The sequence below is a fragment of the Acinetobacter sp. YQ_14 genome, from assembly GCF_043102985.1.
In the GTDB taxonomy this organism is placed as follows: Bacteria; Pseudomonadota; Gammaproteobacteria; order Pseudomonadales; family Moraxellaceae; genus Acinetobacter; species Acinetobacter venetianus.
This window is the reverse complement of the sequence record NZ_JBICJJ010000006.1, coordinates 35,912-60,866: the sequence shown is the minus strand read 5'-3', so window position 1 is coordinate 60,866 and position 24,955 is coordinate 35,912. Positions and strand designations below refer to the sequence as shown.

At 40.3% G+C, this 24,955-nt stretch carries 21 protein-coding genes and 1 tRNA gene; 7 read left to right on the top strand and 15 right to left on the bottom strand.

The window, feature by feature from the left end:
• Window positions 1-1,532: beta strand repeat-containing protein (locus ACF8D3_RS03570; RefSeq protein WP_392470197.1), on the bottom strand; the 1,532-nt coding region annotated here is incomplete at its 3' end.
• A 470-nt stretch (window positions 1,533-2,002) separates the two neighbouring features.
• Window positions 2,003-7,444 carry a beta strand repeat-containing protein gene (locus ACF8D3_RS03565; protein ID WP_392470195.1) on the bottom strand — a complete coding sequence of 1,814 codons (5,442 nt, stop codon included), beginning with the start codon at window positions 7,442-7,444 and terminating at the stop codon, window positions 2,003-2,005.
• A 502-nt stretch (window positions 7,445-7,946) separates the two neighbouring features.
• Here ACF8D3_RS03565 and ACF8D3_RS03560 point away from each other — a divergent pair.
• Window positions 7,947-8,023: transfer RNA gene (locus ACF8D3_RS03560), tRNA-Arg, on the top strand.
• A gap of 47 nt (window positions 8,024-8,070) precedes the next feature.
• Here the strand turns inward: ACF8D3_RS03560 and ACF8D3_RS03555 are convergent.
• Window positions 8,071-9,369 (bottom strand): SRPBCC family protein, encoded by a 1,299-nt coding sequence (locus tag ACF8D3_RS03555; protein WP_392470192.1) that lies wholly within the window; start codon window positions 9,367-9,369, stop codon window positions 8,071-8,073.
• A 186-nt stretch (window positions 9,370-9,555) separates the two neighbouring features.
• On the opposite strand from ACF8D3_RS03555, the gene ACF8D3_RS03550 reads away from it, so the two are divergent.
• The 3 genes from ACF8D3_RS03550 to ACF8D3_RS03540 all read left to right on the top strand — a co-directional run bounded on the left by ACF8D3_RS03550 (window position 9,556) and on the right by ACF8D3_RS03540 (window position 11,698).
• Window positions 9,556-10,053, top strand: coding sequence for a YcxB family protein (locus ACF8D3_RS03550; protein WP_007479602.1), 498 nt, complete (start codon window positions 9,556-9,558; stop codon window positions 10,051-10,053).
• Window positions 10,054-10,086: 33 nt separating this feature from the next.
• Entirely contained in the window at window positions 10,087-10,728 is a 642-nt protein-coding gene (locus ACF8D3_RS03545; RefSeq protein WP_061392362.1) for a fumarylacetoacetate hydrolase family protein, read from the top strand.
• 73 nt (window positions 10,729-10,801) lie between these two features.
• Window positions 10,802-11,698: a polysaccharide deacetylase family protein gene (locus ACF8D3_RS03540; protein ID WP_392470189.1), complete on the top strand. Its 897-nt coding sequence runs from the start codon at window positions 10,802-10,804 to the stop codon at window positions 11,696-11,698.
• Here ACF8D3_RS03540 and ACF8D3_RS03535 read toward each other — a convergent pair.
• A complete protein-coding gene (locus ACF8D3_RS03535; RefSeq protein WP_061397387.1) occupies window positions 11,695-12,495 on the bottom strand; it encodes a helix-turn-helix domain-containing protein in 801 nt (266 codons plus the stop codon). The two genes, ACF8D3_RS03540 and ACF8D3_RS03535, sit on opposite strands and share 4 nt — an antisense overlap.
• A gap of 107 nt (window positions 12,496-12,602) precedes the next feature.
• Between ACF8D3_RS03535 and ACF8D3_RS03530 the strand changes: the two genes are divergently transcribed.
• The gene (locus ACF8D3_RS03530) at window positions 12,603-13,511 is read left to right on the top strand and encodes a DMT family transporter (protein WP_061397360.1); all 909 of its coding nucleotides are present in this window, start codon (window positions 12,603-12,605) and stop codon (window positions 13,509-13,511) included.
• 34 nt (window positions 13,512-13,545) lie between these two features.
• On the opposite strand, the gene ACF8D3_RS03525 is transcribed toward ACF8D3_RS03530, so the two are convergent.
• Complete coding sequence (locus ACF8D3_RS03525; protein WP_007479610.1) at window positions 13,546-14,796, bottom strand: YihY family inner membrane protein; 1,251 nt, start codon at window positions 14,794-14,796, stop codon at window positions 13,546-13,548.
• 114 nt (window positions 14,797-14,910) lie between these two features.
• Here ACF8D3_RS03525 and wrbA point away from each other — a divergent pair, with 114 nt between their 5' ends.
• Window positions 14,911-15,510 carry an NAD(P)H:quinone oxidoreductase gene (gene wrbA, locus ACF8D3_RS03520; protein WP_392470185.1) on the top strand — a complete coding sequence of 200 codons (600 nt, stop codon included), beginning with the start codon at window positions 14,911-14,913 and terminating at the stop codon, window positions 15,508-15,510.
• 32 nt (window positions 15,511-15,542) lie between these two features.
• On the opposite strand, the gene lgt is transcribed toward wrbA, so the two are convergent.
• Window positions 15,543-16,355: a prolipoprotein diacylglyceryl transferase gene (gene lgt, locus ACF8D3_RS03515; RefSeq protein ID WP_023012912.1), complete on the bottom strand. Its 813-nt coding sequence runs from the start codon at window positions 16,353-16,355 to the stop codon at window positions 15,543-15,545.
• A 93-nt stretch (window positions 16,356-16,448) separates the two neighbouring features.
• Here lgt and ACF8D3_RS03510 point away from each other — a divergent pair, with 93 nt between their 5' ends.
• Window positions 16,449-17,231, top strand: coding sequence for an NRDE family protein (locus tag ACF8D3_RS03510; RefSeq protein WP_061392365.1), 783 nt, complete (start codon window positions 16,449-16,451; stop codon window positions 17,229-17,231).
• 45 nt (window positions 17,232-17,276) lie between these two features.
• Here the strand turns inward: ACF8D3_RS03510 and ACF8D3_RS03505 are convergent, their stop codons facing one another.
• The 9 genes from ACF8D3_RS03505 to ACF8D3_RS03465 form a co-directional block, all read right to left on the bottom strand.
• Window positions 17,277-19,472, bottom strand: coding sequence for a PhoX family phosphatase (locus ACF8D3_RS03505; RefSeq protein ID WP_061397363.1), 2,196 nt, complete (start codon window positions 19,470-19,472; stop codon window positions 17,277-17,279).
• A gap of 172 nt (window positions 19,473-19,644) precedes the next feature.
• A complete protein-coding gene (gene tatC, locus ACF8D3_RS03500; RefSeq protein WP_004877544.1) occupies window positions 19,645-20,430 on the bottom strand; it encodes a twin-arginine translocase subunit TatC in 786 nt (261 codons plus the stop codon).
• The gene (gene tatB / locus ACF8D3_RS03495) at window positions 20,427-20,879 is read right to left on the bottom strand and encodes a Sec-independent protein translocase protein TatB (RefSeq protein WP_004877541.1); all 453 of its coding nucleotides are present in this window, start codon (window positions 20,877-20,879) and stop codon (window positions 20,427-20,429) included. Before tatB ends, tatC begins: the two co-directional genes overlap by 4 nt.
• A 12-nt stretch (window positions 20,880-20,891) precedes the next feature.
• A complete protein-coding gene (gene tatA, locus ACF8D3_RS03490; RefSeq protein WP_004877539.1) occupies window positions 20,892-21,110 on the bottom strand; it encodes a Sec-independent protein translocase subunit TatA in 219 nt (72 codons plus the stop codon).
• 243 nt (window positions 21,111-21,353) lie between these two features.
• Window positions 21,354-21,977, bottom strand: a complete 624-nt coding sequence (gene rdgB / locus ACF8D3_RS03485) for an RdgB/HAM1 family non-canonical purine NTP pyrophosphatase (RefSeq protein WP_061516176.1) — start codon at window positions 21,975-21,977, stop codon at window positions 21,354-21,356.
• Window positions 21,978-22,043: 66 nt separating this feature from the next.
• A complete protein-coding gene (locus ACF8D3_RS03480) occupies window positions 22,044-22,484 on the bottom strand; it encodes a hypothetical protein (RefSeq protein ID WP_004877534.1) in 441 nt (146 codons plus the stop codon).
• An 89-nt stretch (window positions 22,485-22,573) separates the two neighbouring features.
• Complete coding sequence (locus ACF8D3_RS03475; RefSeq protein WP_004877533.1) at window positions 22,574-23,161, bottom strand: tetratricopeptide repeat protein; 588 nt, start codon at window positions 23,159-23,161, stop codon at window positions 22,574-22,576.
• Complete coding sequence (gene metW / locus ACF8D3_RS03470; RefSeq protein ID WP_004877532.1) at window positions 23,158-23,751, bottom strand: methionine biosynthesis protein MetW; 594 nt, start codon at window positions 23,749-23,751, stop codon at window positions 23,158-23,160. Before metW ends, ACF8D3_RS03475 begins: the two co-directional genes overlap by 4 nt.
• On the bottom strand, window positions 23,751-24,911 hold the full coding sequence (locus ACF8D3_RS03465; protein WP_061516177.1) for a homoserine O-acetyltransferase: 1,161 nt from the start codon (window positions 24,909-24,911) through the stop codon (window positions 23,751-23,753). Before ACF8D3_RS03465 ends, metW begins: the two co-directional genes overlap by 1 nt.
• Window positions 24,912-24,955 lie beyond the last annotated feature (44 nt).

Here is a 24,955-nt window from a genome sequence, read left to right as displayed (position 1 = left end):
ATCGGACTACCGTCTGTTCCACCAGTAATGCCATCAATCACACCAGTCACAAGATCAATTGGGCTGCCATCAGTGCCACCTGTGATGCCATCAATCACACCAGTCACTAAATCAATCGGACTACCATCAGTACCACCAGTAATGCCATCAATGACACCAGTGACGAGATCAATTGGACTACCGTCAGTGCCACCTGTGATACCGTCGATCACACCAGTCACCATTTCAAGTGATGTACCATCAGTAAGATTACCTAAGTTACCAAGATCGCTACCAATGTGTTGGACAACCTCTGTAGCTGTAGAGCCGTTATTAATTAATGTTTCCACTACACCAGATACGGAGTCGATCGCACCATTAAAATCTGCACCAGCTAAGTCTGAAACAGCTTCTAAAGAACCATTTACGGTATCGCGTGAAGTCTCAAAAGTCAGTGTGCCTAGATCTGCTGTATCCCCAATCGGATGTTCGGATTGATGAACAGCGCTAATGATTGTATCTGCAACGGTATTAATACCTGAGTTAATGACTTCTGTTTTGAGGCTTTCAGCACCTTGTAATGTATCAATACCGCTTTGAACAGTTTGAGTTACAGGGTTACTTCCGCTACTTACCTGATTGATGATGGTAGAGAAGGTATTTGTTGGGTTAGTCCCACCAGTGATATTTGAAATGGTTGTTGTGAGTGTATTGAGTTGATAGCCGCCGACACCAATATTTATATCGCCTGATCCTGTATTAATTCCACCATTAATACCATTCTCAGGGTCACCAGAAAGACCACTATTGATATTTCCAACAGGCGTATTGATGTTGCCGCTGGCATTGCCTGAGCTATCATTCACTCCGCCATTTAATCCCCCAAAGAAGTTAGTTAAAGCTGTTGCAGGATTATTCGCAATTAAGGTTTTAAAGTTGTTAATGGTGTTGATGTTATTTGCGAAACCATCTGTGTTTAGCCCAATAATTGAGCCACTGAATGCATTTGTTACGGTACTGAGTGGTGAAGTGTTGGTTGTGTTTGTAAAGGTATCAAAAATATTGGTTGGATTTTCTAGCGTACTTGTATTGAGAAGGCCTGAGTTATTGGTGATAGTGCTCGTGGTCTGATCAAATAATTGGTTATTCAGAGTTGTATTTTTTACATTTCCAGCCATATTAACAGCTGCATCTAATGGATTGTTGGTCGGAATATTTGGAACTCCACCACTCATATTGGGAACGACTTTAAACGGAATATTGACTAAACTTTTGAAGTTCCCGCTACTACTAGAAATGTCTTCAAAAGTCCCTGTGAATGATGATATAGGATTAAAATTTCCTAGAATATTAAGTACAGGGCTAAACGAGTTCATTGCTATATTGCTCGTTATACTGCTCACCATACTGTTGATATTTTGAGTAGACAGCGCCTGTGAAAGCAACGCAAAAGGAATCTGTGTTGAGCCACTCAGGGGCGATATTGTGAAATTATCATCAAATGAATTCGATGATAGATTCGAGATTGGCGAAAATAGACTTTTGAAGCTCATAAGCGTACCTATATATTTTTAAAATGTTTTGTTTCGAGTAATTATTAAATCCATATTGTTTTTGTGTGATTAACATCACATTAATCATTTTTAGTGTTATATGTTGCAGTTTTTTTGTCAATCTTGAGAATTTGATTTGCTTATTCTGTTTTTGATACCTTATCTTGTTGATTGTAAATAGTTTTAATATTTAATAGACTTTTTATTTGAGCTTAAGCTCAGGTAGAATTTGTTTAATATGTGAGCAATATCAGTTGTTTAAAGTGAAGGTTAATTTTTTAGACTGTCGGGGCGTTCTGTTTGTCAAAAGTGGTCATTCGTCAGTTTTTTTTGTATAGAATTTATTATTGTTAAGATATTTAAAACTATGTATTTATCAATACTGTTGATTAAGGTGTTTGAATGGATAAGTACGTTTAAATCTTTATTAAATCAAAGCCGCTGATGACAGCGGCTTTTTGAGCGAGGATTTAGAATAGATTCAATGAGTGGAATAGTTCATTTGAGAGATGTGTCAGTGTAGATGGGGAGGTAATGGTTTCTGTATATGTGCTAGTTGAGCCTGTTGAATCCGTTACCGTTGTCACTGTTGATGTCGTTCCTGTAATTGCTGTCAGGATATGATCAACGCCTAAGCTGTTCTCACTTTCACCATTTAAGCTAATGCTGATGAGGTTATGAATACCATCAAGTGAACCATCACTTAATCCGCCAGTCAGACCATCTAAACCAAGTTCAAGGTTATCCGTCGCATTGCTAATGGTTGTTCCAACAGAATCAAGCGCTCCGCCACTGAATACGCCATCGATATCGGCTGTAATATGAGTTACTTCACTTAGTGCACCACCATTAAGACTACCAGTAATACTACCAAGTAAGTTTGTGACGATTCCCAATGAACTTTCAGTGCCAGTTATGCCACCAACTACATTGGTGAGTAGATCAATCGGGCTACCGTCAGTACCACCCGTGATGCCGTCAATCACGCCAGTCACCATTTCAAGTGGTGTACCATCAGCAAGATCACCGAGATTGCCAAGGTCATCAGCAATATGTTGAACAATACCAATTGCAGCAGAACCATTATCAACTAAGGTTTCAATGACACCTGTTGCAGAATCTAAAGCACCACTAAGATCAGCCCCTGCCAAATCAGACACGGTTTCTAAAGTACCATTTACAGTATCGCGAGAAGTTTCAAAAGTGAGGGTACCAAGGTCATCGATATCACCGACAGGATGTTCAGCTTGAGGGAAAGCTCCGATGATGGTGTCAGCAACAGTATCAATACCCGTATTGATGATTTCAGTTTTTAAGCTTTCAACGCCTTGTAGAATATCGATACCTTCTTGAACAATCCCTGTGACAGGATTATTAGCAAGATCACCACCTGTGATGCCATCAATCACACCAGTGACGAGATCAATAGGGCTGTCATCGGTTCCACCAGTAATGCCATCAATCACACTAGTGACGAGATCAATCGGGCTACCATCGGTTCCACCCGTGATGCCACCGATTGCACCTGTGACAGTACCTAAAACTCCTGAGCCATCACCATTACCAGCAACAACGCCAACCAAGTTAGTCACTGGGCCAAGCACATTAAAATCACCTTCACCATTTAGACCACTGAGATCGAGAACGGATATTGCATTTCCTGAGAAGTTAATTGGTATCGTAATTGGCGTTACAACATTCGCATCATCTCCGTTGCCATTACCAATACCGTAGTTGTGCTCACCATTGCCTGCACCGATACCATCGAGGATTCCACCTGAACCATTGGCACTGCCGTTGCTATTATTTTCAAGGTCATTGTCATTGAACTGATTGGTTGTATTGGTAGATGAGTTGTTAGTGGAGTTCGCAGAGGCACTGCCAAAAAGAGAAATCGCATTACCAGAAAGGTTGATAGGAATCGCAATCGGTGCAACAACACTTGCATTGTCACCGTTACCATTGCCAATACCGTAATTGTGCTCTCCATTACCTGAGGCAGCGCCATTGAGTATTCCACCAAGACCGAATAAGCCACCAGAACCCGTGCTAACACCATTTCCTGTGCCATTGCTATTGTCAGTACTATCATTATCCTGATAATAGTTTGTAGTGGTTGTTGATGAGTTATTGGTTGAGTTGGCTGTTGCATTGCCAAAGATTGAGAATGCATTACCAGATGCATTAATTGGTGTCGTAATTGGCATCACGATGCTGGCATCATCAGCAATTCCATTGCCAATACCATAGTTATGTTCACCATTTCCTGCAGCAACACCGTTCAGGATACCACCATCGCCAAGAGTCCCTGAGCCACCTTCGATTTCGCCAGCATTATGAGCATTGCTGTTATTGATGCTGTCATTGTCTTCGAAGTGATTCACAGTTGTTGTTGATGAATCATTGGTTGAGTTTGATGTTGCATTACCAAAGATGGAGAAGGCATTGCCTGAAGCATTGACTGGTGCAGTAATCGGGGTAACGATACTGGCATCATCAGCTATACCATTGCCGATTCCGTAGTTATGTTCTCCATTGCCAGCACCAACACCATTTAGCAGTCCTCCGCCAATTCCGTTCCCTGAAGAACCACCACCTAGACCACCATCACCAAAACCATTCGCGCTGTTACTGTTGTCTGTGGTGTCATTGTCTTGGAAATAGTTTGTCGTATGTGTGGATGAGTCATTCACAGAATTAGAGGTTGCATCGCCAAAGAGTGAGAATGCATTACCAGAGCCGCTCAGCGGGGCAGTGATAGGGGAGACAACGCTGGCATCATTTCCAATACCATTGCCGATGCCATAATTATGATCACCATTACCAGCGGCAGGACCGTTGCCCCAACCGCCTAAGCCGTTGCCAGCAGCTCCTTCGACGATGCCAGTGCTACTGTTACTATTATTTGTAGTGTCATTATCTTCAAAATGATTGACAGTGGTTGTTGATGATTCATTCACAGAGCTTGAATTTGCATCTCCAAATAATGCAAATGAGTTACCCAAGCCACTCATTGGTGTGGTAATCGGCATGACGACACTAGCATCATCACCGTTCCCATTGCCAATTCCGTAATTATGTTCTCCATTGCCAGAACCAACGCCATTCAGTAAACCGCCAACACCATTACCTGCAACACTATTGATACCAGTGCCGTTATTACTGTTATCTGTACTGTCATTTTCAAAAACATAATTTGATGCTGTAGTAGATGCATTATTTGTGGATGAGTTGTTTGCGTCGCCGAACCAAGAAAACTCATTTCCGAGGGTGTTGATTGGTGTCGTTGTTGGCATGATCACGCCTGCATCATCGCCGTTACCATTTCCGATACCGTAATTTTGCTCTCCGTTACCAGCGCCGAAACCGCTGAGAATACCCCCAATGCCATTACCGGCTGCACCAGCGCCATTATTGCTATGATCAATAAAGTCATTGTCTTCAACAATATTGGTGGTGTTGGTGGTTGCTGTGTTGGTTGAGGTATTGCCAGAACTGTCTTCATCATTGTTTTGATTTATTCCAGAGACACCATTGCCCATAATATTGATTGGGCTGACGACAGGTGATGTCCAGTCGACATCATCACCGTTACCATTACCGATGCCATAGTTATGTTCACCATTTCCAGCGCTCACACCATTGAGTAGGCCGCCAATCCCATTACCAGAAGCACTGCCCAAACCAGTGCCACCATTGTTGCTATTATCGGTACTGTCATTGTCTTGTACGTGGTTGAGAGTTGTGGTTGAGCCATTGTTCGTCGATGAAACATCACCGCCAATACCTCCAAATGCATTACCTAGAACATTGACGGGTGTTGTGAATGGGGCTGTAACATCAACATCATCGCCATTTCCATTGCCGATACCATAGTTTTGTTCGCCATTACCTGCTGCGGGGCCGTTGCCCCAACCATCAATCCCATTACCTACAGCACTGCCAAGACCATTGCTATTGTTGCTGTTATCAATACTGTCATTGTCTTGAACAATATTTGTTGAGGTTGTTGCTCCATTATTGTTGGAAGAAACATCGCCACCACCAATGCCACCAAATGAGTTACCGAGAACTTGAACAGGTGTTGTCCATTGGGCAGTTACATCTGCATCGTCACCATTTCCATTGCCAATACCATAGTTTTTTTCGTCATTGCCTGCGCTGACGCCATTTAGTAAGCCATCAAGACCATTGCCTGTAGAGCCATCAATGCTATTGGAACTATTATTGCTATTGTCGGTTGAATCATTGTCTTCGACATAGTTTAGCGTTTGAGTTGGTGCATTATTGGTTGAATCAACATCACCTCCACCAATACCCGCAACAGAATTCCCTAACGCTTGGAAAGGGGCGGTGACTGGTGCAGTTACATCAACATCATCGCCATTTCCGTTCCCGATACCATAGTTTTGTTCACCATTGCCAGCAGCAGGACCATTGCCCCAACCGCCAACACCATTGCCTGTTGAATTGGCTATGCCTGTAGCATTATTGCTGTTATCTGTTGAATCATTGTCATGAACAATGTTGGAACTTAGGGTTGGTGCATTATTGCTTGAACCGACGTCACCCCCACCGATGCCTGCGACTGAGTTACCAACCGCTTGAACTGGCGTTGTCCATGGCATCGTGACACTTGCATCATCGCCATTTCCATTGCCAATCCCATAGTTGTGTTCATCATTACCTGCACTCACGCCATTGAGTAGACCATTGCCAATCCCATTGCCTGAGCTACCCTCTATCCCCATGCCATTATTGCTATTGTCTGTTGTGTCATTGTCTTCGATGACATTGGATGCCACTGTTGGCGTACTGTTCACGGAATCTACATCACCACCTCCGATCCCAGCAATCGAGTTGCCAATGCTTTGAAAAGGAGCAGTTACAGGTGTGGTCACACTGGCATCGTCACCATTGCCATTCCCAATGCCGTAGTTTTGTTCACCATTTCCTGCACCAACAGCATTGGCTAAACCTCCACCAGAACCATTGCCTGATGTGCCTGTACCATTGTTGCTATTATTGGTTGTGTCATTATCTTGAAGATGGGTTGAAGATACTGTTGGTGCTGTATTGATGGAGTCTACACTGCCACCGCCAATTCCAGAGATTGAGTTTCCAACAGATTGCACTGGTGTCGTCCAAGGTGTTGTGACACTGGCATCATCACCATTGCCATCACCAATCCCATAATTATGTTCACCATTTCCCGCAGCGACGCCATTCAGAAGACCGCCTGCGTTTCCATTCCCAGCGGCATCTACGCCAGTATTGCTGTTATTGGTATTGTCATTGTCTTCAATAACAACTGTTGAACTGGTCGGAGTTGTATTGATTGAATCAACTGCACCACCACCAATTACTGCATAAGCATTCCCTAGGGAGTCTACAGGTGTGGTGATAGGTGTAATGATGTTGGCATCATCGCCATTTCCATCACCAATGCCATAGTTATGATCGCCATTACCTGAAGCAGTACCATTTAAGAAACCACCATCATTGCCATTTCCCGCAGTACCCGTATTACTGTTATCAATCGTATCTTGATCTTGTAAATGGATTGAAGAGGACGTTGGTGCTGTATTTAAAGATGTGACAGGTTCAGCATTGCCAAACCAAGAATATGAGTCTCCGAGTGAATAGAAAGTTGTCGTAAATGGAATAGGAAAATTAACGCCTTCGCCATTGCCTACGCCAACACCGTAGTTTTGTTCACCGTTTCCAGCGGCAGTTCCATTCAACAAACCATCATAAGCAGAACTACTGCTATTATTGGTCAAGGTACTATCTTCTATTTGATTATTATTGACTGTTGATACCGTATTCACAGAAGATGATGAGCCTTGATTATTCTGGCTTGGAAGAGAAAGGATGCCTGTTATGGGTGATAAGATATTTTTAAATAACATATTGGTATACCTATCATAATTATTAAAGTCTTGTTTTATTCGTCCTTATAATTATGTGACTCCTGTCTCATAATTAATAAAAAGTATTGAATGTTTAACTATTTTTTGTCAACGCCACTCGATAAAGCGTAGTTTTTGTGAAAATCTTGGGGATAATAAAAATCAACTGCTTAGCTTATTTTTTTAGTGTGAGAGAAGAGAGAAAATATGGATAAAATAGCTAAAATCCATATCAAAAGCTAAGTGAATAAAATGTGAAACAAAGCATCTAACGCTGTAAACAACTTTTTAATCTTCTGAAATTTAATAATAAATCATGAAAATTTTGATCGTAGTGATTAAGCAGAAACTCTTGTCTCGTATTTCAATTGAAAGCAAATGTTTATATTGTGTACTGATGTGTTTTTAAACGATGTGCTGAATCTATAATCAATTGAAATTATTTTGCAATAAAGTTCTTATCAAATGGGAAAAAGTGCGTATAATGCCCTCCATCAAATACGCGCTCATAGCTCAGCTGGATAGAGCACTTGGCTACGAACTAAGGGGTCGGGAGTTCGAATCTCTCTGAGCGCACCAATTTGAAGAATTAACCGCTAACTTAGCGGTTTTTTTGTGCCTGAAATTTATATTTTGTTTTTAACTTTCTGTACAAACACGGTATTACCTCCAACAGCAGGCAGCACATCATGATAAGGCAAGCTGCGCATTGCCCTTAATAAAAATGGTGCTTTTTCATCAATTTTTGCGCTGGTGGTTATTTTAAATAAACTGCCTTGTTTGAGCTCAGTCAACTCCATTTTTCCTTTAATAAAACGTAAATCACCACCCGTGGCATAAAAACTATTCTCGGTGTCATTTGGATAGTTAAAATGCAGTTTAAATGCAAAGGGAATATTAATGACCCCTAAACCGACATTGACTTGAATATCAGCATTTTGTCCTTGGTTTTGAATGGGTGTCGTGACGACTTTTTTAATTTGTCTTGGAAATAACTCCTGATAAGACATTGGACTTAACCATTTCTGTAGTTGCTGTGGCGGATGCTTATAAAAATGATAGGTCGTTGTAAATCGCATGCCTTCACGTCCGTGAGTATACGGTACGCTCGTCGGGGCATGTAACACGCTGACTGGTTGTTGGGATGCTTGAATCAGTTGAGTGATTTTTGTTAATTGAGCTGCACTGAGTTGTGGATTGGGCATTTGCCCTGCATTGAGTGCAGCCGTGTTTTGTCCAATAAATCGATTTCTGAGGGATTCTAAAATAAATGCATTACTTGTACTGGGAATCCCAAGTTTAACTTCAGGAATGGCATTTAATATTTTTTTGATGATAAAGCCTTTGGGTTGGTTTAGATCTCCCCATTGCGTTAAGGTGATCAAAGTTCTGTTGTCATCGAGTGCAAACCACTCTAATTTCCCTACTCCGTAAGGAATAGGTGCATCGACCACCAAACTCGCGATGCTATTGGCTTTAATCTGATGTTGTAATGTCACATCTTCATTGAAATTAAGTACAGGAATAGGGGTTGGGATGGAGACTTTATATTTCATCTGTACGATATTGCCTGATTGTTCAATACGTTTGGCAGATTTCAATGTTGGAAATAGACCAACATAATGACTAAAGTCAGTCAATGTTTCAGAAACGCGTTGGGTATTGGCGGGGACAATAATCGCAGCAGTATTAAAACTAACACTTGGCTGAGGATTGTTTTTTAATGTTGGGACAGAGGTTTTTACGGCAGGGTGCCCATAAATAAAAATATTGCCTTGCGTATAACTGGCTAAAAGCTGAGGATTATTTTGAAAAGGCTGTAAAGCACTTGGAATATTGTCAGACCATGTAATGATCTGAGCAAAACTAAACGGACTTACTCCGAATAAAATGCCTATAGAAATGAGGCGAGAAAAATAAGACATTACATTCCTTTGAGTTCTTATAATTTACCTGTTGAGCAATGGGTGTTTATCCATAACAGTGAATCCAAAATATTTATAATTTCTTTCTAGAGTAAAAAATAGTCATATTGTGTAAAACAACATGTAGCCATTTAAATTAGTGTAATATTTATGCCCATTCATGATGAGCAAAATTAGAAGCCGAGTATGTCTGAACAGCGTCCAACCGTATCTGTGCGTTATTACCTTAACTTACAAGAATCTCAAGATGGTTTTGCCTTAGTCACTTTTGGAAAAAAGCCTCTTACGCGTTTTCTCACCCCAGCGATTAGTATTGCGATTATTTTGTGGGGTGTTTATCTCGGTTTTACTGATGTAGGTCGCTACTACGTCGCGCTTGGCGTTTTCTTTCTGATTATGCAGGGTGTGATGCGTTATTGGTTATTGCCGATGTTGTTTAAGCGTCAATTCGTGCGTTATCAATTTGGAAAAAGTGAGCAAGGCATTGATCTCTACCAAGATCATTTTGAACTTTACTCAACAGGAAAGAAACAAACAGCGCAGTATGCTGAAGTACAATCCTTTGCAGTAGGCAAGTTGACCTACATGTTAGAGTTGAAAAATCATACGGTGATTATCGTGCCCAAACGAGCATTTACCGATTCAGCAGATCAAACGAAGTTTGAAAATAGCTTTAAAAAATAAACTCATTATTGGTTATAACAACAAGGAGCTTACATGAGTACTCAGCCATCAAAAATTGTTTGTGTAGGCAGAAATTATGCTGAGCATGCAAAAGAGCTTGGTAATGCAATTCCAGATCGTCCGATTTTATTTATGAAACCACCCAGCAGTATCGGTTCACTGACGCAAGGTGTTAAATGGAATCAGGCTTTAGGCGAGTGCCATTTTGAATGTGAAATTTGTTTGCAAATCGCACATCCTCTTTCCCAAGAGACGGATAAACTAAAAGCTTTAGAAGCTATTGGTGCAATCACGCTAGGTTTGGACCTCACGCTGCGCGACTTACAAAGTGACTTAAAAGCCAAAGGACAGCCCTGGGAGCGAGCGAAAGCTTTTGATGGTGCATGTATTTTAGCGGATTGGGTCGAAACAGATGAAATCGGTGACTTGCAAGAATTAGAGCTGATCCTGACGATTAATGGAGTTGAGCGTCAGCACGGTTTTAGCCGAGATATGTTATTTGATATTGGTGCTTTACTGGTTGAGATCAATCAATCTTTCAGCTTACAAGCAGGCGATGTGATTATGACTGGAACGCCAGCTGGCGTTGGTGCATTACATCCGAATGATCAGTTGACAATGAAGTTGATTACCCAGACTGGAGAATATGACTGGGATACCTTTGTAAACGCTTAATAATGTTTAGAATGGCGCTGACTTTTATAAGATCAGCGCCATTTTTATTTAAAAATAAAAGGGAAGAATAATCATGAAAAAATGCTTAGGTCTGCTGCTGATATTCGTGACAACAATGGGGCAGGCAAAACAACTGGCATTAAGCTTTGATGATGGTGTGAATCCCGATCTAAATTCGCAAGCGGTGCAGATTAATCAGCAAATTTTACAACAACTCAAACAACATCAACTAAAAAGTATTATTTATCCAAGTGTTATTAAAATAGGGGATTATGCCGGTTTGCAGCTTGTAGCTGAATGGGGCAAGCAAGGGCATCAAATTGGGAATCACAGTGAGTTACATCTAAATCTCAACAAAGACCATATTAGCAGTCAGCAATATATTGCAGGCATACAACGTGCTGAACAGGTTTTTCGTCCGCTAACGGGTTGGACGGCAAGATATCGTTTTCCTTTTTTAAAAGAGGGAAATACGCTTGAAAAACGAGATCGCGTTGCAGCGTACTTAAAACAACATCATTATCAATCTGGCGCTGTCAGTATTGATGCTAGTGATTGGTTTTATAATCAGAAATATATCGCCTATCAAAAACAAGGACAGACGCAGTATCTTGAAAAGTTAAAACAGGCTTATATTGTTCATTTACTTGATCGGGCCGCATATTATGATCAATTAGCGATTGGAACGTTGGGCTATTCGCCTAAGCATGTTTTGTTGTTACATGTAAATGCGATCAATGCGGCATTTCTGAATGATGTCATACAGGCATTTCAAGCACATGATTGGCAGTTGATTGATAGTGAACAAGCCTACAGTGATGCACTTTACCAAAAACATGCAAAAATTTTGCCCGCAGGTGAGAGTATTATTTGGTCTTTGGCGAAGCAAAAGGGGCATGTCAATTTGCGTTATCCCGCTGAAGATGCACCCTATGAACAGGAAAATTTAAAACGTTTCGAGCTGCCTTAACTGCCTTGATAGAGTTTTCGAAACTGATCTGGGGTGAAATGCATCCAACGTTTGAACATATAAATAAAAGCTGAGGAACTAGCATAACCTAAATCGAGCGCAATACTTTCAATGGTTTTGCCTTTGTTTAACATCGACATTGCTTTCATGACTTTTAAACGTTGTCGCCACTCGTGCAAAGACATACCAAGCTCTTTTTGGCTATAACGTGCCAAGGTTCGCTCAGTCATGTTGATCATTTTAGCGAGTTCTTCTAAGGTACTATCATCTGCTGGATGCTCATGTAAATGATTAAGAATTTGAGCAAGAGCTGGATGTTGTGTAGTGGGTAAATAACTTCCGACTAATTCGGCATGTGTTAAGCAATCAAGCAGCACTTGGAGCAGCCTTAAATATTCAGGATCATGGTCGGGTAAGTGATGACTACGAATATGTTCGAGTAAGGATGGAACTAGTGGTGCAGTCAGTAGAATACCTGCCTGTTGCGGCATCTGCTGACACAAAGATTCATGGACATACAGCGTACAGTAAGTGACATCATTTCGGTTAATGCCACTGTGCTGCATATGTGGTGGTAGCCAAATACCATAAGGTGGCGGTGTTAAATAATGGATTTGCTCGATATTTACTTCTAAAACACCATCAAAGGCATAAATAAATTCACCCCAAGCATGTGCGTGTTCGGGGTAGATTGTTTCCGCAGGTGCATCGCGAACTCTTAACCATAACGGGGCAGGAATATCATTGATGGCAGGAATTTTTTGGAAATCCTGAAATCTTTGTGCTGTTTTTTTCATAGAGTGAGAATTGCCCGAAAACATGTATGTATTGTCAGATTTTCACTATATCATGAAAATCTGACAGGCTTATATTGGCTCTCTAGAATGAAAATTGGGAGCGGGCAATGGATGAGCGGAAAGCTTTAGATGCAAAAGCATCAGGTCTAATGATCGTGCTTTGTATGATTTGGGGATTGCAGCAAGTGATTTTAAAAATGGCTGCTCCCGATATCTCGCCCTTGATGCAAATTGCATTGCGCTCAGGTTTGGCTGCAATTTTGTTATTGCCTTTGTTATGGCTGGATAAAAACAGTCAACTGTTTAATCGACAAAACCTTAAAGCAGGCGGTTTGGTTGCTGTTCTTTTTTCTTTAGAATTCTTCTTATTGGCACAAGCGTTAAATCTAACCTCAGCATCTCACGCCGTGGTATTGCTATATACCGCTCCGATTTTTGTTGCCTTAGGATTGCATTGGAAGTTACCGTCTGAACGTTTAAGTGTATTGCAATGGAGTGGGATCGCGATTGCATTTATGGGGATCGTTGTAACCTTTATTCGCCCCAATCAAGGCCCTACAACAGTACTTGAGCAACAAATGCTTTGGGGGGATTTATTGGCTTTGGCGGCTGCAATTGCTTGGGCTGCAACGACGATTACCGTGCGTTTATCCTCTTTGGCTCAGGCCGCAGTGACTCAGACTTTGTTTTATCAGCTTGCAGGGAGCTTTGTCTTGTTATTTAGCTTGGCTGTTTTTCTGGGACAATCCACCATCCATTTTACTCCCTTGGTTTTTGGTAGCTTGGCATTTCATACCTTGATTGTTTCTTTCGCAAGTTTCCTTGCATGGTTTTGGTTACTTAGAAATTATTTAGCTTCTCGTTTAGGTGTATTTTCATTTTTAACGCCATTATTTGGTTTGGCTTTTGGTGTGTGGTTATTGGATGAAACTGTAGAGCTAAACTTTGTGGTTGGTTCTGCATTGGTTTTGCTTGGAATCGTTGTTGTGAGCTTGCAGGGTTGGTTACGGAAATAAAAAAAGACCTCTGTTGAGGTCTTTTAGGTGATCTTTATTTCTGTTCAAAGATGGTGGAAAGCGGGATGGAAAGTTTGGCTGCTAAGTAATCATTGCTTTCGATCAATGAAGGTCCAAGTCGCTCCATCCATTCATCATCTTGATGAATATTCAGAACATCCTCACGGAGTGGAAGCCGATAAGGTAGCGCAGTAAAGAAACTCCAGAAATCGACTTGTGCCAGATTGCGAACCAAAACGTATTCATCCTTGTCGGTACGCTTAACCAGATTTTGTTCCTCTAATTGAAGGATATATGCAGGCAGGCGGCCCAATTCTCCTCGTCCAATAATGCCGAGAAGCTCTTGCTCCGAAACACTTTCGCCAATCTGTTGCTTTTTATAAAACAATTCCAAAATGTCCAATAACATCAAGATCGGATGGCGTTTTTGTTCCTTTCCTGAGTGAAATGCAGTCAATGCATAACTTACTTCGACACCGAGCAAAATCATGTTCCAAGAAAGGTAGATCCAGAGCAGGAAAATAGGAACGGCAGCGAACGCACCATAAACGATTTCATAGCTAGTGAAGTTGCTCATCACCCAACCGAAGAAGCGTTTTAAGATTTCAAAAACGGTTGCACTAAAACAGGCAGCAATCAGTGCGGAGGGAATAGGCACGGTACGATTTGGAATCGTCCAATACAGAATAAAGAAACCAATAATGGTCAATAAAAATGAGATCATCCATAAGATAAAAGATCCATTTAATTGATAACCAGCAAAGTTATTGCTCAGAATATTCATCGAAGCAACAGTAGAGGAGAGGACAAATGCACTACCGAGCACGATTGGGCCTAATGAAATAATGGTCCAATAACGCATAAAGCCAACCAAACCTGAACGTGTCTCTTTAACGCGCCAAATACGGTTGAAAACATTCTCGATTGAGGTCAGCATTAAAACGGTTGTGACAAAAAGAAACAGCACACCAATGATGGTCAAGTTACTTGATTTCTCGGTAAAAGCATTAAGCGCTTTATCAAAAGCAATGGTACTTTTAGGTAAAAAGTTACTATAAATGAGTTGTTGTAGCTGCTGTCGAGCAGGCTCTAACGCCTTAATCGAAGAAATGATAACCAAGAATACAGTTAACATTGGAACCACAGCAAATAGGGTCGTATAAGTCAAAGAACCTGCTTGTTCCTGACAACGATCAGCCTTGAAGCGCCGTAACACAAATACAATAAACTGAAACCATGTTTTCTCTAAAAAAGGTAATTTTTTTAGATAACGGTCTAAGATCATGGGTTCTATCCTAATTATTTTTAATAAAAATCTTGTGAAAATCACAAGACTTACTACCGCGCAAACTATAAAAAATGTCGTATAGTGTTCTTTTTAACAAAATTACCGAAACTGATGCAACCTTACGTTCTTGTACTTTATTACAGTAAATATGGTTCAACTAAGCAAATGGCACACTTGATTGCTGATGGAATTGAAGCTTCAGGCATGACTGCACGAATTCGTACTGTACCGAATTTAGTGACTGTTGTGACAGAGGCTCAGCCAAGTATTCCAGCAGATGGTGATATCTATTGTAGCTTAGAAGATCTCACGCATTGTTCAGGTTTAGCACTTGGCTCTCCAACTCGTTTTGGCAACATGGCGAGTGAGATGAAATATTTTTGGGATCAGACCACGAGCCTATGGCTGAATGGCGCTTTACATAATAAACCAGCATGTGTATTCACTTCATCAGGATCAATGCACGGTGGGCAGGAAAGCACATTGCTGACAATGTTACCGCCACTGTTCCATCATGGCATGATGATTTTAGGACTGCCGAATTCTATTCCTGCGCTATCAAATACCAAAACAGGTGGAACACCTTATGGGGCGAGTCATGTCAGTGGCCCTCGTCATGATCAGAGTTTAAGCCAAGATGAAAAAGTGTTGTGTGAAGCTCAAGGGAAGCGGTTAGGTGAGGTCGTGAAAGCGTTAATCGGAACGTTTTAATTAGAAAAAAGGGAGCATCAGCTCCCTTTTTATTATTTCTTAATTTGCCAATCGTAGATTTTCTTGTGATAGGCATACCACATCATCCATAGACCAATAATGATCATTGGGAAGCTAAGGATTTGCCCTTTGGTCATCCAGCCAAACAAGATAAAGCCTTGGTCAATATCTGGTTGACGGAAGAACTCCATGAAGAAGCGTGCAACGCCATAGCCGATCAAGAATAATGCTGAAACTGCCATACGTGGGCGAGGTTTCGCACTAAACCACCATAAGATGATGAATAGAAGCAGACCTTCACACAAAGCTTGATAAATTTGTGATGGGTGACGAACCAATCCTAATGGATCTGTTGGAAAAATCATGCCAAATGGATAGTTTGGATCTTGAACTTGGCGACCATAAAGTTCACCACCAATGAAATTACCAATACGACCGAACATTAAACCTGTTGGTACACACGGTGCGATGAAATCCAAAGTCTGAAACCATGTTTTTTGGTATTTCTTACACCAGAATAACATCGCAATAATGACCCCAAGGAAGCCACCGTGGAAGCTCATGCCACCTGTCCACACTTGGAATAACCAGAGTGGGTTTTCTAAAAATTTACCAAACTCATAAAACAGCACATAGCCTACACGGCCCCCAAGCACGACACCTAACGCACCATAAAACACAAGGTCTGAGACCATGTCACCAGTCCATCCATCACGTTGCTTAGCGCGATATGATGCTAAACCCCATGCACACAGAAAGGCCAATAAATACATCAGTCCATACCAGTGCACTTTGACTGGTCCTAAGCTCAGTGCGACTGGATCAATATTAGGATAGGTCAGCATTGCTGTTCCTCAATTTTATATTTTGAGCAGATTGTAGCGGAATGATGTGAAAAATGTTGTACATTCAATGTGTAAAGATGTGAGAACAAAATAATGTGTATCGTCGCTTTTGCATGGCATGTTCTTGAGGATATGCCACTTTGTTTAATTTCAAATCGTGATGAGTTTTATCATCGTCCAAGTCAAACGCTGCATCTTTGGGAAAATAGTCAGATCGTTGCAGGACAGGATTTACAGTCTGGCGGAACTTGGATGGGTGTCACCGCATCAGGTCGCTGGGCAATTGTGACAAACTTTCGCAATGGACATGATAAAAACCAATATGAAACCTCGCGTGGAAAACTTATTCAGGACTTTTTAGAAAGTGACTTGCCACCCATTCGCTTCGCGCAAAACTTAGAACAACAGCAACAAGCCTATGCAGGCTTTAATTTATTCGTTGGTGATCGTGAGCAAGCGGTGTATATGAGTAATCGTGGCGAAGCACCTCAAGTGTTAGCCAATGGTGTGTACGTGGTTTCCAATGGATTAATGACTGAGGATTGGGAGAAAACTAAACATTTGCGCAAACGTTTTACACAAGAGTTTCTACCGATGTTGCAGCAAGTTGATATTTCAGCATCAGATTTAAAAAATGCGGTATGGGATATTTTGGAGGATGAGAGAAAGATTATTCCTGATCTTTTACCAAATACGGGAGTCAGTGTGGAAATGGAGGAGTTACTTTCTTCCACCTTTATTCAAAGTCCGATTTATGGGACGCGCTGTTCGAATTTTTTAAGAATGACATCTGAACAGTGGCATTGGCTTGAGAAAACGCAACAAGGTGAGCAGCAGGGGCATCTTGAGGAAATAACACTGAGCTTGCTGAAATAAATAATGCCGACATTTGTCGGCATTATTTTAGCGGGTAAGCTAGGATTATCCTGCAATTACTCCACCATCGGTACGTGTAATCACAACAGTCGCTGAACGAGGGCGAGCAGTTGTATTATTTGGATTTGTTTGAGTTGCAGGCCAGTTACTTGCTGGAGTTGCATAATCATCTGAATCTTCACCAGGATGTTGGACATTGATGAAAATTGCTTTGTAGTCTGGTGTCATAGCGATACCTGTGATCTCACATTGTTTTGGTCCAGTAAGGAATCGACGTAATGTTTCATCAGTTACTTTTTTACCAACAAGTGTCTCAGTACCATTTGAAGTGGTCGCCGCAGCACCATCACCAATTTGACCTGGTAGAGCAGCAAGCATCATACAGTTTGTTACGTCTGTATATGCACCGTCATCTGTCTGAATCCAAAGAACACCGCGTGGGTCAAACCACATACCGTCTGGACTTGAAAGATCATTATTATCTGTCAAACCTGAAAGGTTGATGTTTGCTGCCATAGAAGCTTCAGCACCAAATAGATAGATATCCCATTTGAAACTTTCAGCAGTAGTTAAGTCAGCAGTTTCACGGAAACGAATAATATGACCGTTTACATTGCCTTTTTGAGTTTTTGTATTGTTATATAAATCTTCATAAGTACGAGGGTTTGCAGCATCTGTTGGATAACTTGAACCACGGTTAGAGTTATTAGTTAAAGTAACGTAAACCTCACCATTCTCTGGATTTACTGTACACCATTCAGGACGGTCCATTTTGGTCGCACCAACCGAGTCAGCAGCTAAACGAGCAAAGGTTACAACATCTGCTTGAGAGTTAAATGGATAAACTGCGTTGGTTTGATTTAAGCCATTTTTGCCAAAGCTAAGTTCAATCCATTGACCTGAACCATCATTATTGAACTTCGCAACATATAACTTACCAGCGTTCATGTATTTATCGCCAGCAGCGTAACCGCCATTAATATCGTTGGCATCCCATTTTGCATCTGACACAAATTTATAGATGTATTCACCGCGTGAATCATCACCCATATAGAATGCGAGTTGTTGTCCTACAACAGCTCGGCAGGCGCTATCTTCATGTGCAAAACGTCCTAATGAAGTACGTTTTACTGGGTTTTGACGACCATCAAATGGATCGATTTCAACCATCCAGCCAAATGTATTTGGTCCATTACGATAATCTTTTGTTGCCATATCTGCTTTCGCATCAGCATTCCAACGATCATATAGGTCTTGAGATTCAACTCCACCAATTGCAGATTCCCAACCATAACGTGAGCTAGAACCAGCTTTTAGACCATAGCGTTTCAGTGCAATAATTTCTTCTGGGCTGCGTAAAGCATCGTCAGTTGTGCTACGAGCAAAATATCCAATGAAGTTTTCTTCAGTTGTTAGATAAGTTCCCCATGGCGTGTAACCATTACCACAGTTATTGTGTGTACCACGTGTTTGGCGGCCAGCTGGTGAATAAGCAGTTGCAAGTAAAGCTGAACCAGCAGCGGCGCCAGCAAAGTCCATTACTGTAGAACCCGTAATACGACGGTTGAAGATAGAGTTCTTAACAACCTCTACCTTTTGTGAAGTTTTATCTTTTTTGATTTCGATGACAGAAACACCATGTGCATTTACTTCACGAATCACTTCATCTTCAGGGCGACGACCATCAACTTTCGTTGGTCCTTTAGGGTGTAGGAAAGTTGGGTTGATATATTCGTGGTTCATGACCAGCAAACCACGATCTGAAATGCTTTCATCAAAGCGTTGAGTAGAAGCATTCATGCCGAAGTAATGCATACCGTCGTGACAGTCACCTGAACGAAACTGGAAACTTGGGCCTGATGGAATATTATTATCATCCCATTCAGCATATGTTGGGTTGATCGAGTCACCTAAAGCATATAAAACAGTCGCTTGATAACCTTCAGGAACAGTAACAATATCATCTAGATTTTTTGAGACTGGTGAGAATGACAATTTTTCTGGTTTTTGATTCGGATCAACAGGTGTTGGTGTTCCACCATTATTATTAGAGTTATTATTATCGTTGTCGTTACAGCCAGTCAACGTAGAAGCCAAAGTTAATGCGACAGCACCACTCGCAGTTTTGCTAATTAAGCTACGGCGACTAATGTGTTGTTCTAAAATGTCACGGAAATGGATATTGTCTGATGTGTTGTTATCCAACTCTTGATCTTCATGATATGGCGATAGCTCGGTCATGGAATATTCCTAAAATAGTAACAGTTGTTCTGAAAGTTTTCCCCCAATTAACTTAATGTTTAAATATGACGAAGCATTTACATTTGCATGACAAATTTGTGAAAAATCAATTAATAAGTAAAATATAAGAAATAAAAAAACAGGTAAAAACCTGTTTTTTTTCAAGAATAATCTAAGCCGTCTTTCTTTTTTCTATAATTTTTCCAAACAGTAATCCAAGCTCAAACAGGAGCCACATTGGGACTGCTAACATAATCATTGAAATAGCATCGGGTGGGGTAACGAACATAGAAATAAAAAAACATCCAACGATGATAAACCGCCGCTTTTCTACTAGGCTTTGTGTTGTTACGATCCCAATTAAAATCAGTAATAATGTAATGATAGGGATTTCGAAAGTTAAACCGAATACTAAAAATAGTTTCAAACAAAAAGCTAGATAACTATTGATGTCCGTCATAGGGGCTACAGTTTCAGGCGATACACTCATAAAAAAATGTAAAATAGAAGGAAGAGCAATAAAATACGCAAAAGCGATACCAGCGTAAAATAAGACAATGCTGCTTACTAATAATGGAAACGCCAAAGATTTTTCTTTTTCATACAGAGCGGGCTTTGCAAATGACCAAATTTGGTAAATGATGAAAGGCATTGCAAGCATAAGAGCAACGAAAAAATTCAGCTTGAATGGTGCCATGAATGTTGCGGTTACATCTGTTGCAATCATTGATGAGCTAACAGGAAGCTGTGCTCTTAATGGCTCAGAAAGTAATTGATAAGTCTGATTTGCAAAAGGCAACAAGCAAAAAAATAAAACGAGTAATGCGCTTACGATTTTAAATAAGTGTTTCCTTAAAATCATTAAATGCTTCGTAATCGGCATTTCTTCTAGTTTATTTTCTTGCTCATCATTCACCGTATTAGATGAAGGTAATTGTTGAGTAGACGATGGGTTCATACAGCTACCTTTAATTCTGAAACCGATGAGTCAGAATCCGAGTTTGATTTATAGGATTCCAAGTGTAAGACAGCGAATTTAGGAAAATAAATCAATGCTAAAGGCTGTATGAGATATGAATATGATGTTTGAACCTTAATTGGTTGGTCACTGCTAGTCGAGTTCTCTTGTGCAAGAACAGACGCTCTTTGCTGTTCTAATTCATTGATCTGTACTTGCATTTTTTGTTCTAGCTCAGCGATACGTTGCATCTCTTTTTGCATTTGCTCACGTAATTCTGATAGTCGGAGTTCACGATCAATATCATTCTGAACATTACTGACGAGGCGTTTTATTTTTGTGTACCATTTACCGACAAAACGAGCAGCCTCAGGTAATTTATCAGGCCCGAGTACAAGTAAAGCAATAATGCCGAATACTAATAATTCGGACATTCCCAAATTCAGCATAATCAGGCTCGCTTAGTTTTTTACTGAACTTTCAGTATTTTTAACTTGAGCATCAATCGTGCGTGGTTCATTTAAAGATGCAGTTGCCTCATCTTCTTCTTTCATTGATTTTTTGAAATCTTTTACCGCGCCACCAACATCTTTACCTAAGTTTTTAAGCTTAGATGTACCGAAAAGTAAAATAACCACAATAGCGAAAATGAGTACATGCCAAATAGATAAACCAGCCATAATTTTATTCCTATCAAACTTTGTATATATCTCAACAGCTTGGCATGACAAATATGTGACACTTATATTGCAATTTTGCGACAGAGGAACAATTAGCTTTAAATATTTGAATAGATGATTTTACTTTTTGATTTGTAATCAATACCTAATACAGGCGTTTTTTCTAATTTAAGCGTATTTGATTTTTTATTTTATCTAAAAGTGCTCTAGTTTTTATTCATCAACTAGAGCACGCAGCTTGATTTAAATTAAGCTGGCTTTGAAGAGTTGCATTGCTTTGCCACGATGACTGATTTTACTTTTCTCTTCTTTGCTGAGTTCAGCACTCGAACAGTTACATTCAGCTACCCAAAAGAGGGGGTCATAACCAAATCCATTTTCTCCGCGGGCAGTTTCTAAGATTTCACCTGTCCAAATACCTTGAAAGATTTGTGGTAAAGGATCTTCGGCATGTGTGACTAATGCGAGTACGCAAACAAACATGCCTTCAATCACTTCGCCATCTTTGCGAAAAGGTGCGAGGTCAGCTAAAAGTTTTTGGTTGTTGGCAGCATCGTTACCATGTTCACCCGCATAACGAGCTGAATAGATGCCTGGAGCACCACCTAGAATTGGAACACAAAGTCCTGAATCATCAGCAAGTGCAGGTTTACCTGATAGTTTAGAGGCATGACGGGCTTTGATAATCGCATTTTCAACAAAGCTGAGACCATCTTCTATCGCATCTTCAATATCCAGTTTACCTTGAGGAATAATCTCGACAGGAAGGTTGAGTTGTTGAAAGAGGTGTTCAAATTCGACAACTTTGCCTTTGTTGTTACTTGCAAGGACAAGACTGCCTTGAGAGAACCAGAGGGGAGTAGACATTGCAAAAATCTCAATAAAACTAGTAATGATTATACTTAATTTAGCGCTAGATTGAATCTTGAGAAATCAAACACCAATTACAGTGATACCATTAATATCTTTTTCCAAAATCTTTGTTAGAAATGCTATTAGCTGATCAATCATGGTTAAGACTTCATTTTTATATTTAGGAAATTTTTTCTTAAAAATCTTAGTATCTCTTTTATAAAGAAGTTTGACATCATCCTTATAATTTAAATAATTTTTAGAACTTAAGTACGTCTTATAATTACTTAATTTTTTTAAAACTATAATTGTTTTTTCAGTATCAAGATAAGTGTAACCCCAATGTGACCAAGGATTTTCATTTTCTAAAAACAACCGTTCTATTAAAGAAAAAGCAAACTCATCAATCACAATTGAATTATGGCAATTAGGATTTCGTTGTAAGTCATAAGGAATAATTTGTATGTTGAGACCAGAATATATCCCATTTGAATAAGGTATAACTTCGAATGATATTTTCACTTAGCAAATATTTATTAGAATACTATTAAAAAAATGACCTTTAGATTGTACCTAAAAGATATATGCTAAAGGTCATTTTGTAGATTTAATTACTGTGCTTGAATCCATTTGTCAGCACGGTCACGTGCAGTACGGATTTGATCTTGCGTTAAGTTAGCAGCTAAAGCAGTTTTCTTACCTTCTGAAAGTTTAATTACTTTAGTGTCGAGCATGCCATCACGAGTAGAAAGCTCATACCATTGATAAGCACCCATGTAGTTTTTCTTTTGCTCTTCCATCATTGCAAGATTAAAGCTGGCACGATTGTCACCATGACTTGCTGCTTTCTCAAAGTATTTACGTGCTAAAGCTTCATCTTTTTTGACACCAATACCATCAGCATACATGCGACCTACGTTTAATTGTGCTGCTGAGATACCTTGATCTGCTGCTGCTTTAAACAAAGAAAAAGCTTGTTTCTCATCTTTAGCCACATCCTTACCGTATTGGTAACGAGTTGCTAAATAAAATTGTGCCCCAGCCTGACCAGCTTTTGATGCGCGTTGTAACTCATCAATACCCATTACTGAGTATCGTGCTGCTTGTGCTGCAACCGATTGCGGTTGAGTCACATAGTCAGCATGCGCTTGTATACTGATCAGACCAAATAAAAATGTGCTGATTAATGTCTTTTTCATAGAGCGCTCACTCGATAAATTGCGACTTCACCAAATAGGTTCGGCATATGCTTGCTCAGCATACTACCTTGTTGGTCACCATTAACGGCAAGTCGATTAATAATTTTAATCCGATTCTCAGCACATAAGGCTTCAAAGTCACGGAAAGTACATAAATGAATATTCGGGGTGTTATACCACATATAAGGTAAAGCTTCCGAAACAGGCATTTTCCCTTTTAATGCTAGAAAAGAGCGTGTTTTCCAATACGCAAAGTTTGGAAAGGTAATAATAGCCTGTTTGCCGACACGCACCATATCACGAAGTAATACATCTGGTGCATCTACAGCTTGCAAAGCTTGTGCCATAACCACAGAATCAAAAGATTGGTCGGCAAAGCGGCTTAAACCTAAGTTTAAGTCCTGTTGGATAATATTTAACCCCCGACTGATCGCAATTGCAATCTTTTCTTGATCAATTTCTAGACCATAGGCACGAATATTGTGCTGTTTACTCATATGAGCCAGTAATTCACCATCACCACAACCCAAATCGAGTACGCTCGAATTCGGATTAATCCATTTTTCAGCGAGTCGTTGATCTATACGCATTAGTGAACCTCCTGCGGTGTCGATTGCAACTGTTGTTCTCCACCTAAAAATGCTCGTAGTGTTTTTACATAAAGTGGGATTGGGAACAAGAACGAGTCATGACCTTGTTCAGCATCAATATCTAAGTAGCTGACAGGCTTGTGATTATCAATCAATGCATCCACTAACTCTTGTGAGCGGCTTGGGCTAAAACGCCAATCCGTGGTAAATGAGATGACCAAAAACTTACATTTAGGTTGGCTCATAGCCTTCGTCAAAGAGTGCTCATATTCACGAGATGGATCAAAGTAGTCCAATGCCTTGGTCATAATCAAGTAGGTATTTGCATCGAAATTACGGCTGAATTGTTCGCCTTGGTAACGAAGGTAACTTTCTACTTGGAATTCGACATCAAAGCCGTACATAAATTTGCCTGATTTTAAATCACGGCCAAATTTTTGCTTCATCGCTTCTTCGGAGAGATAGGTAATATGCCCAACCATACGCGCTAAAATTAAGCCACGTTTTGGATAGCTATCATGTTCCAAATAACGACCATGATGGAAATCAGGATCGGAAAGAATTGATTGGCGTGCAACTTCGTTGAATGCAATATTTTGTGCTGAAAGCTTTGGTGCACTTGCGATGATGGCACATTTTTTTAAACGATCTGGATAATCCAAAGACCATTGCAATGCTTGCATGCCACCCAATGAACCACCAATAACTGCATACCAAATCTCAATCTCTAGACGATCTGACAGCATTGCTTGAGTTTTTACCCAGTCGCGGACTGTAACAAGCGGAAAGTCTGGGCCATAAGGGCGATTTTCATTCTCTGGATTCGGCGAAGTTGGGCCAGTTGAACCGCTACAACCACCAATGTTGTTTAATGAAACCACAAAGAAATGATTGGTATCGATTGCTTTTCCTGGGCCAATACAACTATCCCACCAACCTGCTTTTTTATCATCTTCATGATGAAAACCAGCAGCGTGGTGATGTCCTGATAATGCATGGCAAATTAAGATCGCATTTGACTTATCTGCATTGAGTGTTCCATAGGTTTCAACCATCAAATCAAAACGGGGGAGAATACGCCCACATTCGAGTTCTAGAGGTTGTTCAAACTGAAACTTTTGTGGTGTGACTAAACCCACTGAATCCGATGGAAAAGACACTGGAATGATTCGCCCTATATTAAATCATTAATAATAAAAGGATA

What these genes read in the sequence shown, in the direction of transcription:
- tatB (WP_004877541.1), bottom strand. Translation starts at nt 20,879, where the DNA reads ATGCTGAATTTGGGAATGTCCGAATTATTAGTATTCGGCATTATTGCT.
- ACF8D3_RS03535 (WP_061397387.1), bottom strand. Translation starts at nt 12,495, where the DNA reads ATGAAAAAAACAGCACAAAGATTTCAGGATTTCCAAAAAATTCCTGCC.
- rdgB (WP_061516176.1), bottom strand. Translation starts at nt 21,977, where the DNA reads ATGTCTACTCCCCTCTGGTTCTCTCAAGGCAGTCTTGTCCTTGCAAGT.
- ACF8D3_RS03550 (WP_007479602.1), top strand. Translation starts at nt 9,556, where the DNA reads ATGTCTGAACAGCGTCCAACCGTATCTGTGCGTTATTACCTTAACTTA.
- ACF8D3_RS03475 (WP_004877533.1), bottom strand. Translation starts at nt 23,161, where the DNA reads ATGAAAAAGACATTAATCAGCACATTTTTATTTGGTCTGATCAGTATA.
- ACF8D3_RS03545 (WP_061392362.1), top strand. Translation starts at nt 10,087, where the DNA reads ATGAGTACTCAGCCATCAAAAATTGTTTGTGTAGGCAGAAATTATGCT.
- wrbA (WP_392470185.1), top strand. Translation starts at nt 14,911, where the DNA reads ATGCAACCTTACGTTCTTGTACTTTATTACAGTAAATATGGTTCAACT.
- ACF8D3_RS03505 (WP_061397363.1), bottom strand. Translation starts at nt 19,472, where the DNA reads ATGACCGAGCTATCGCCATATCATGAAGATCAAGAGTTGGATAACAAC.
- ACF8D3_RS03540 (WP_392470189.1), top strand. Translation starts at nt 10,802, where the DNA reads ATGAAAAAATGCTTAGGTCTGCTGCTGATATTCGTGACAACAATGGGG.
- tatC (WP_004877544.1), bottom strand. Translation starts at nt 20,430, where the DNA reads ATGAACCCATCGTCTACTCAACAATTACCTTCATCTAATACGGTGAAT.
- ACF8D3_RS03510 (WP_061392365.1), top strand. Translation starts at nt 16,449, where the DNA reads ATGTGTATCGTCGCTTTTGCATGGCATGTTCTTGAGGATATGCCACTT.
- metW (WP_004877532.1), bottom strand. Translation starts at nt 23,751, where the DNA reads ATGCGTATAGATCAACGACTCGCTGAAAAATGGATTAATCCGAATTCG.
- tatA (WP_004877539.1), bottom strand. Translation starts at nt 21,110, where the DNA reads ATGGCTGGTTTATCTATTTGGCATGTACTCATTTTCGCTATTGTGGTT.
- ACF8D3_RS03530 (WP_061397360.1), top strand. Translation starts at nt 12,603, where the DNA reads ATGGATGAGCGGAAAGCTTTAGATGCAAAAGCATCAGGTCTAATGATC.
- ACF8D3_RS03555 (WP_392470192.1), bottom strand. Translation starts at nt 9,369, where the DNA reads ATGTCTTATTTTTCTCGCCTCATTTCTATAGGCATTTTATTCGGAGTA.
- ACF8D3_RS03525 (WP_007479610.1), bottom strand. Translation starts at nt 14,796, where the DNA reads ATGATCTTAGACCGTTATCTAAAAAAATTACCTTTTTTAGAGAAAACA.
- ACF8D3_RS03565 (WP_392470195.1), bottom strand. Translation starts at nt 7,444, where the DNA reads ATGTTATTTAAAAATATCTTATCACCCATAACAGGCATCCTTTCTCTT.
- lgt (WP_023012912.1), bottom strand. Translation starts at nt 16,355, where the DNA reads ATGCTGACCTATCCTAATATTGATCCAGTCGCACTGAGCTTAGGACCA.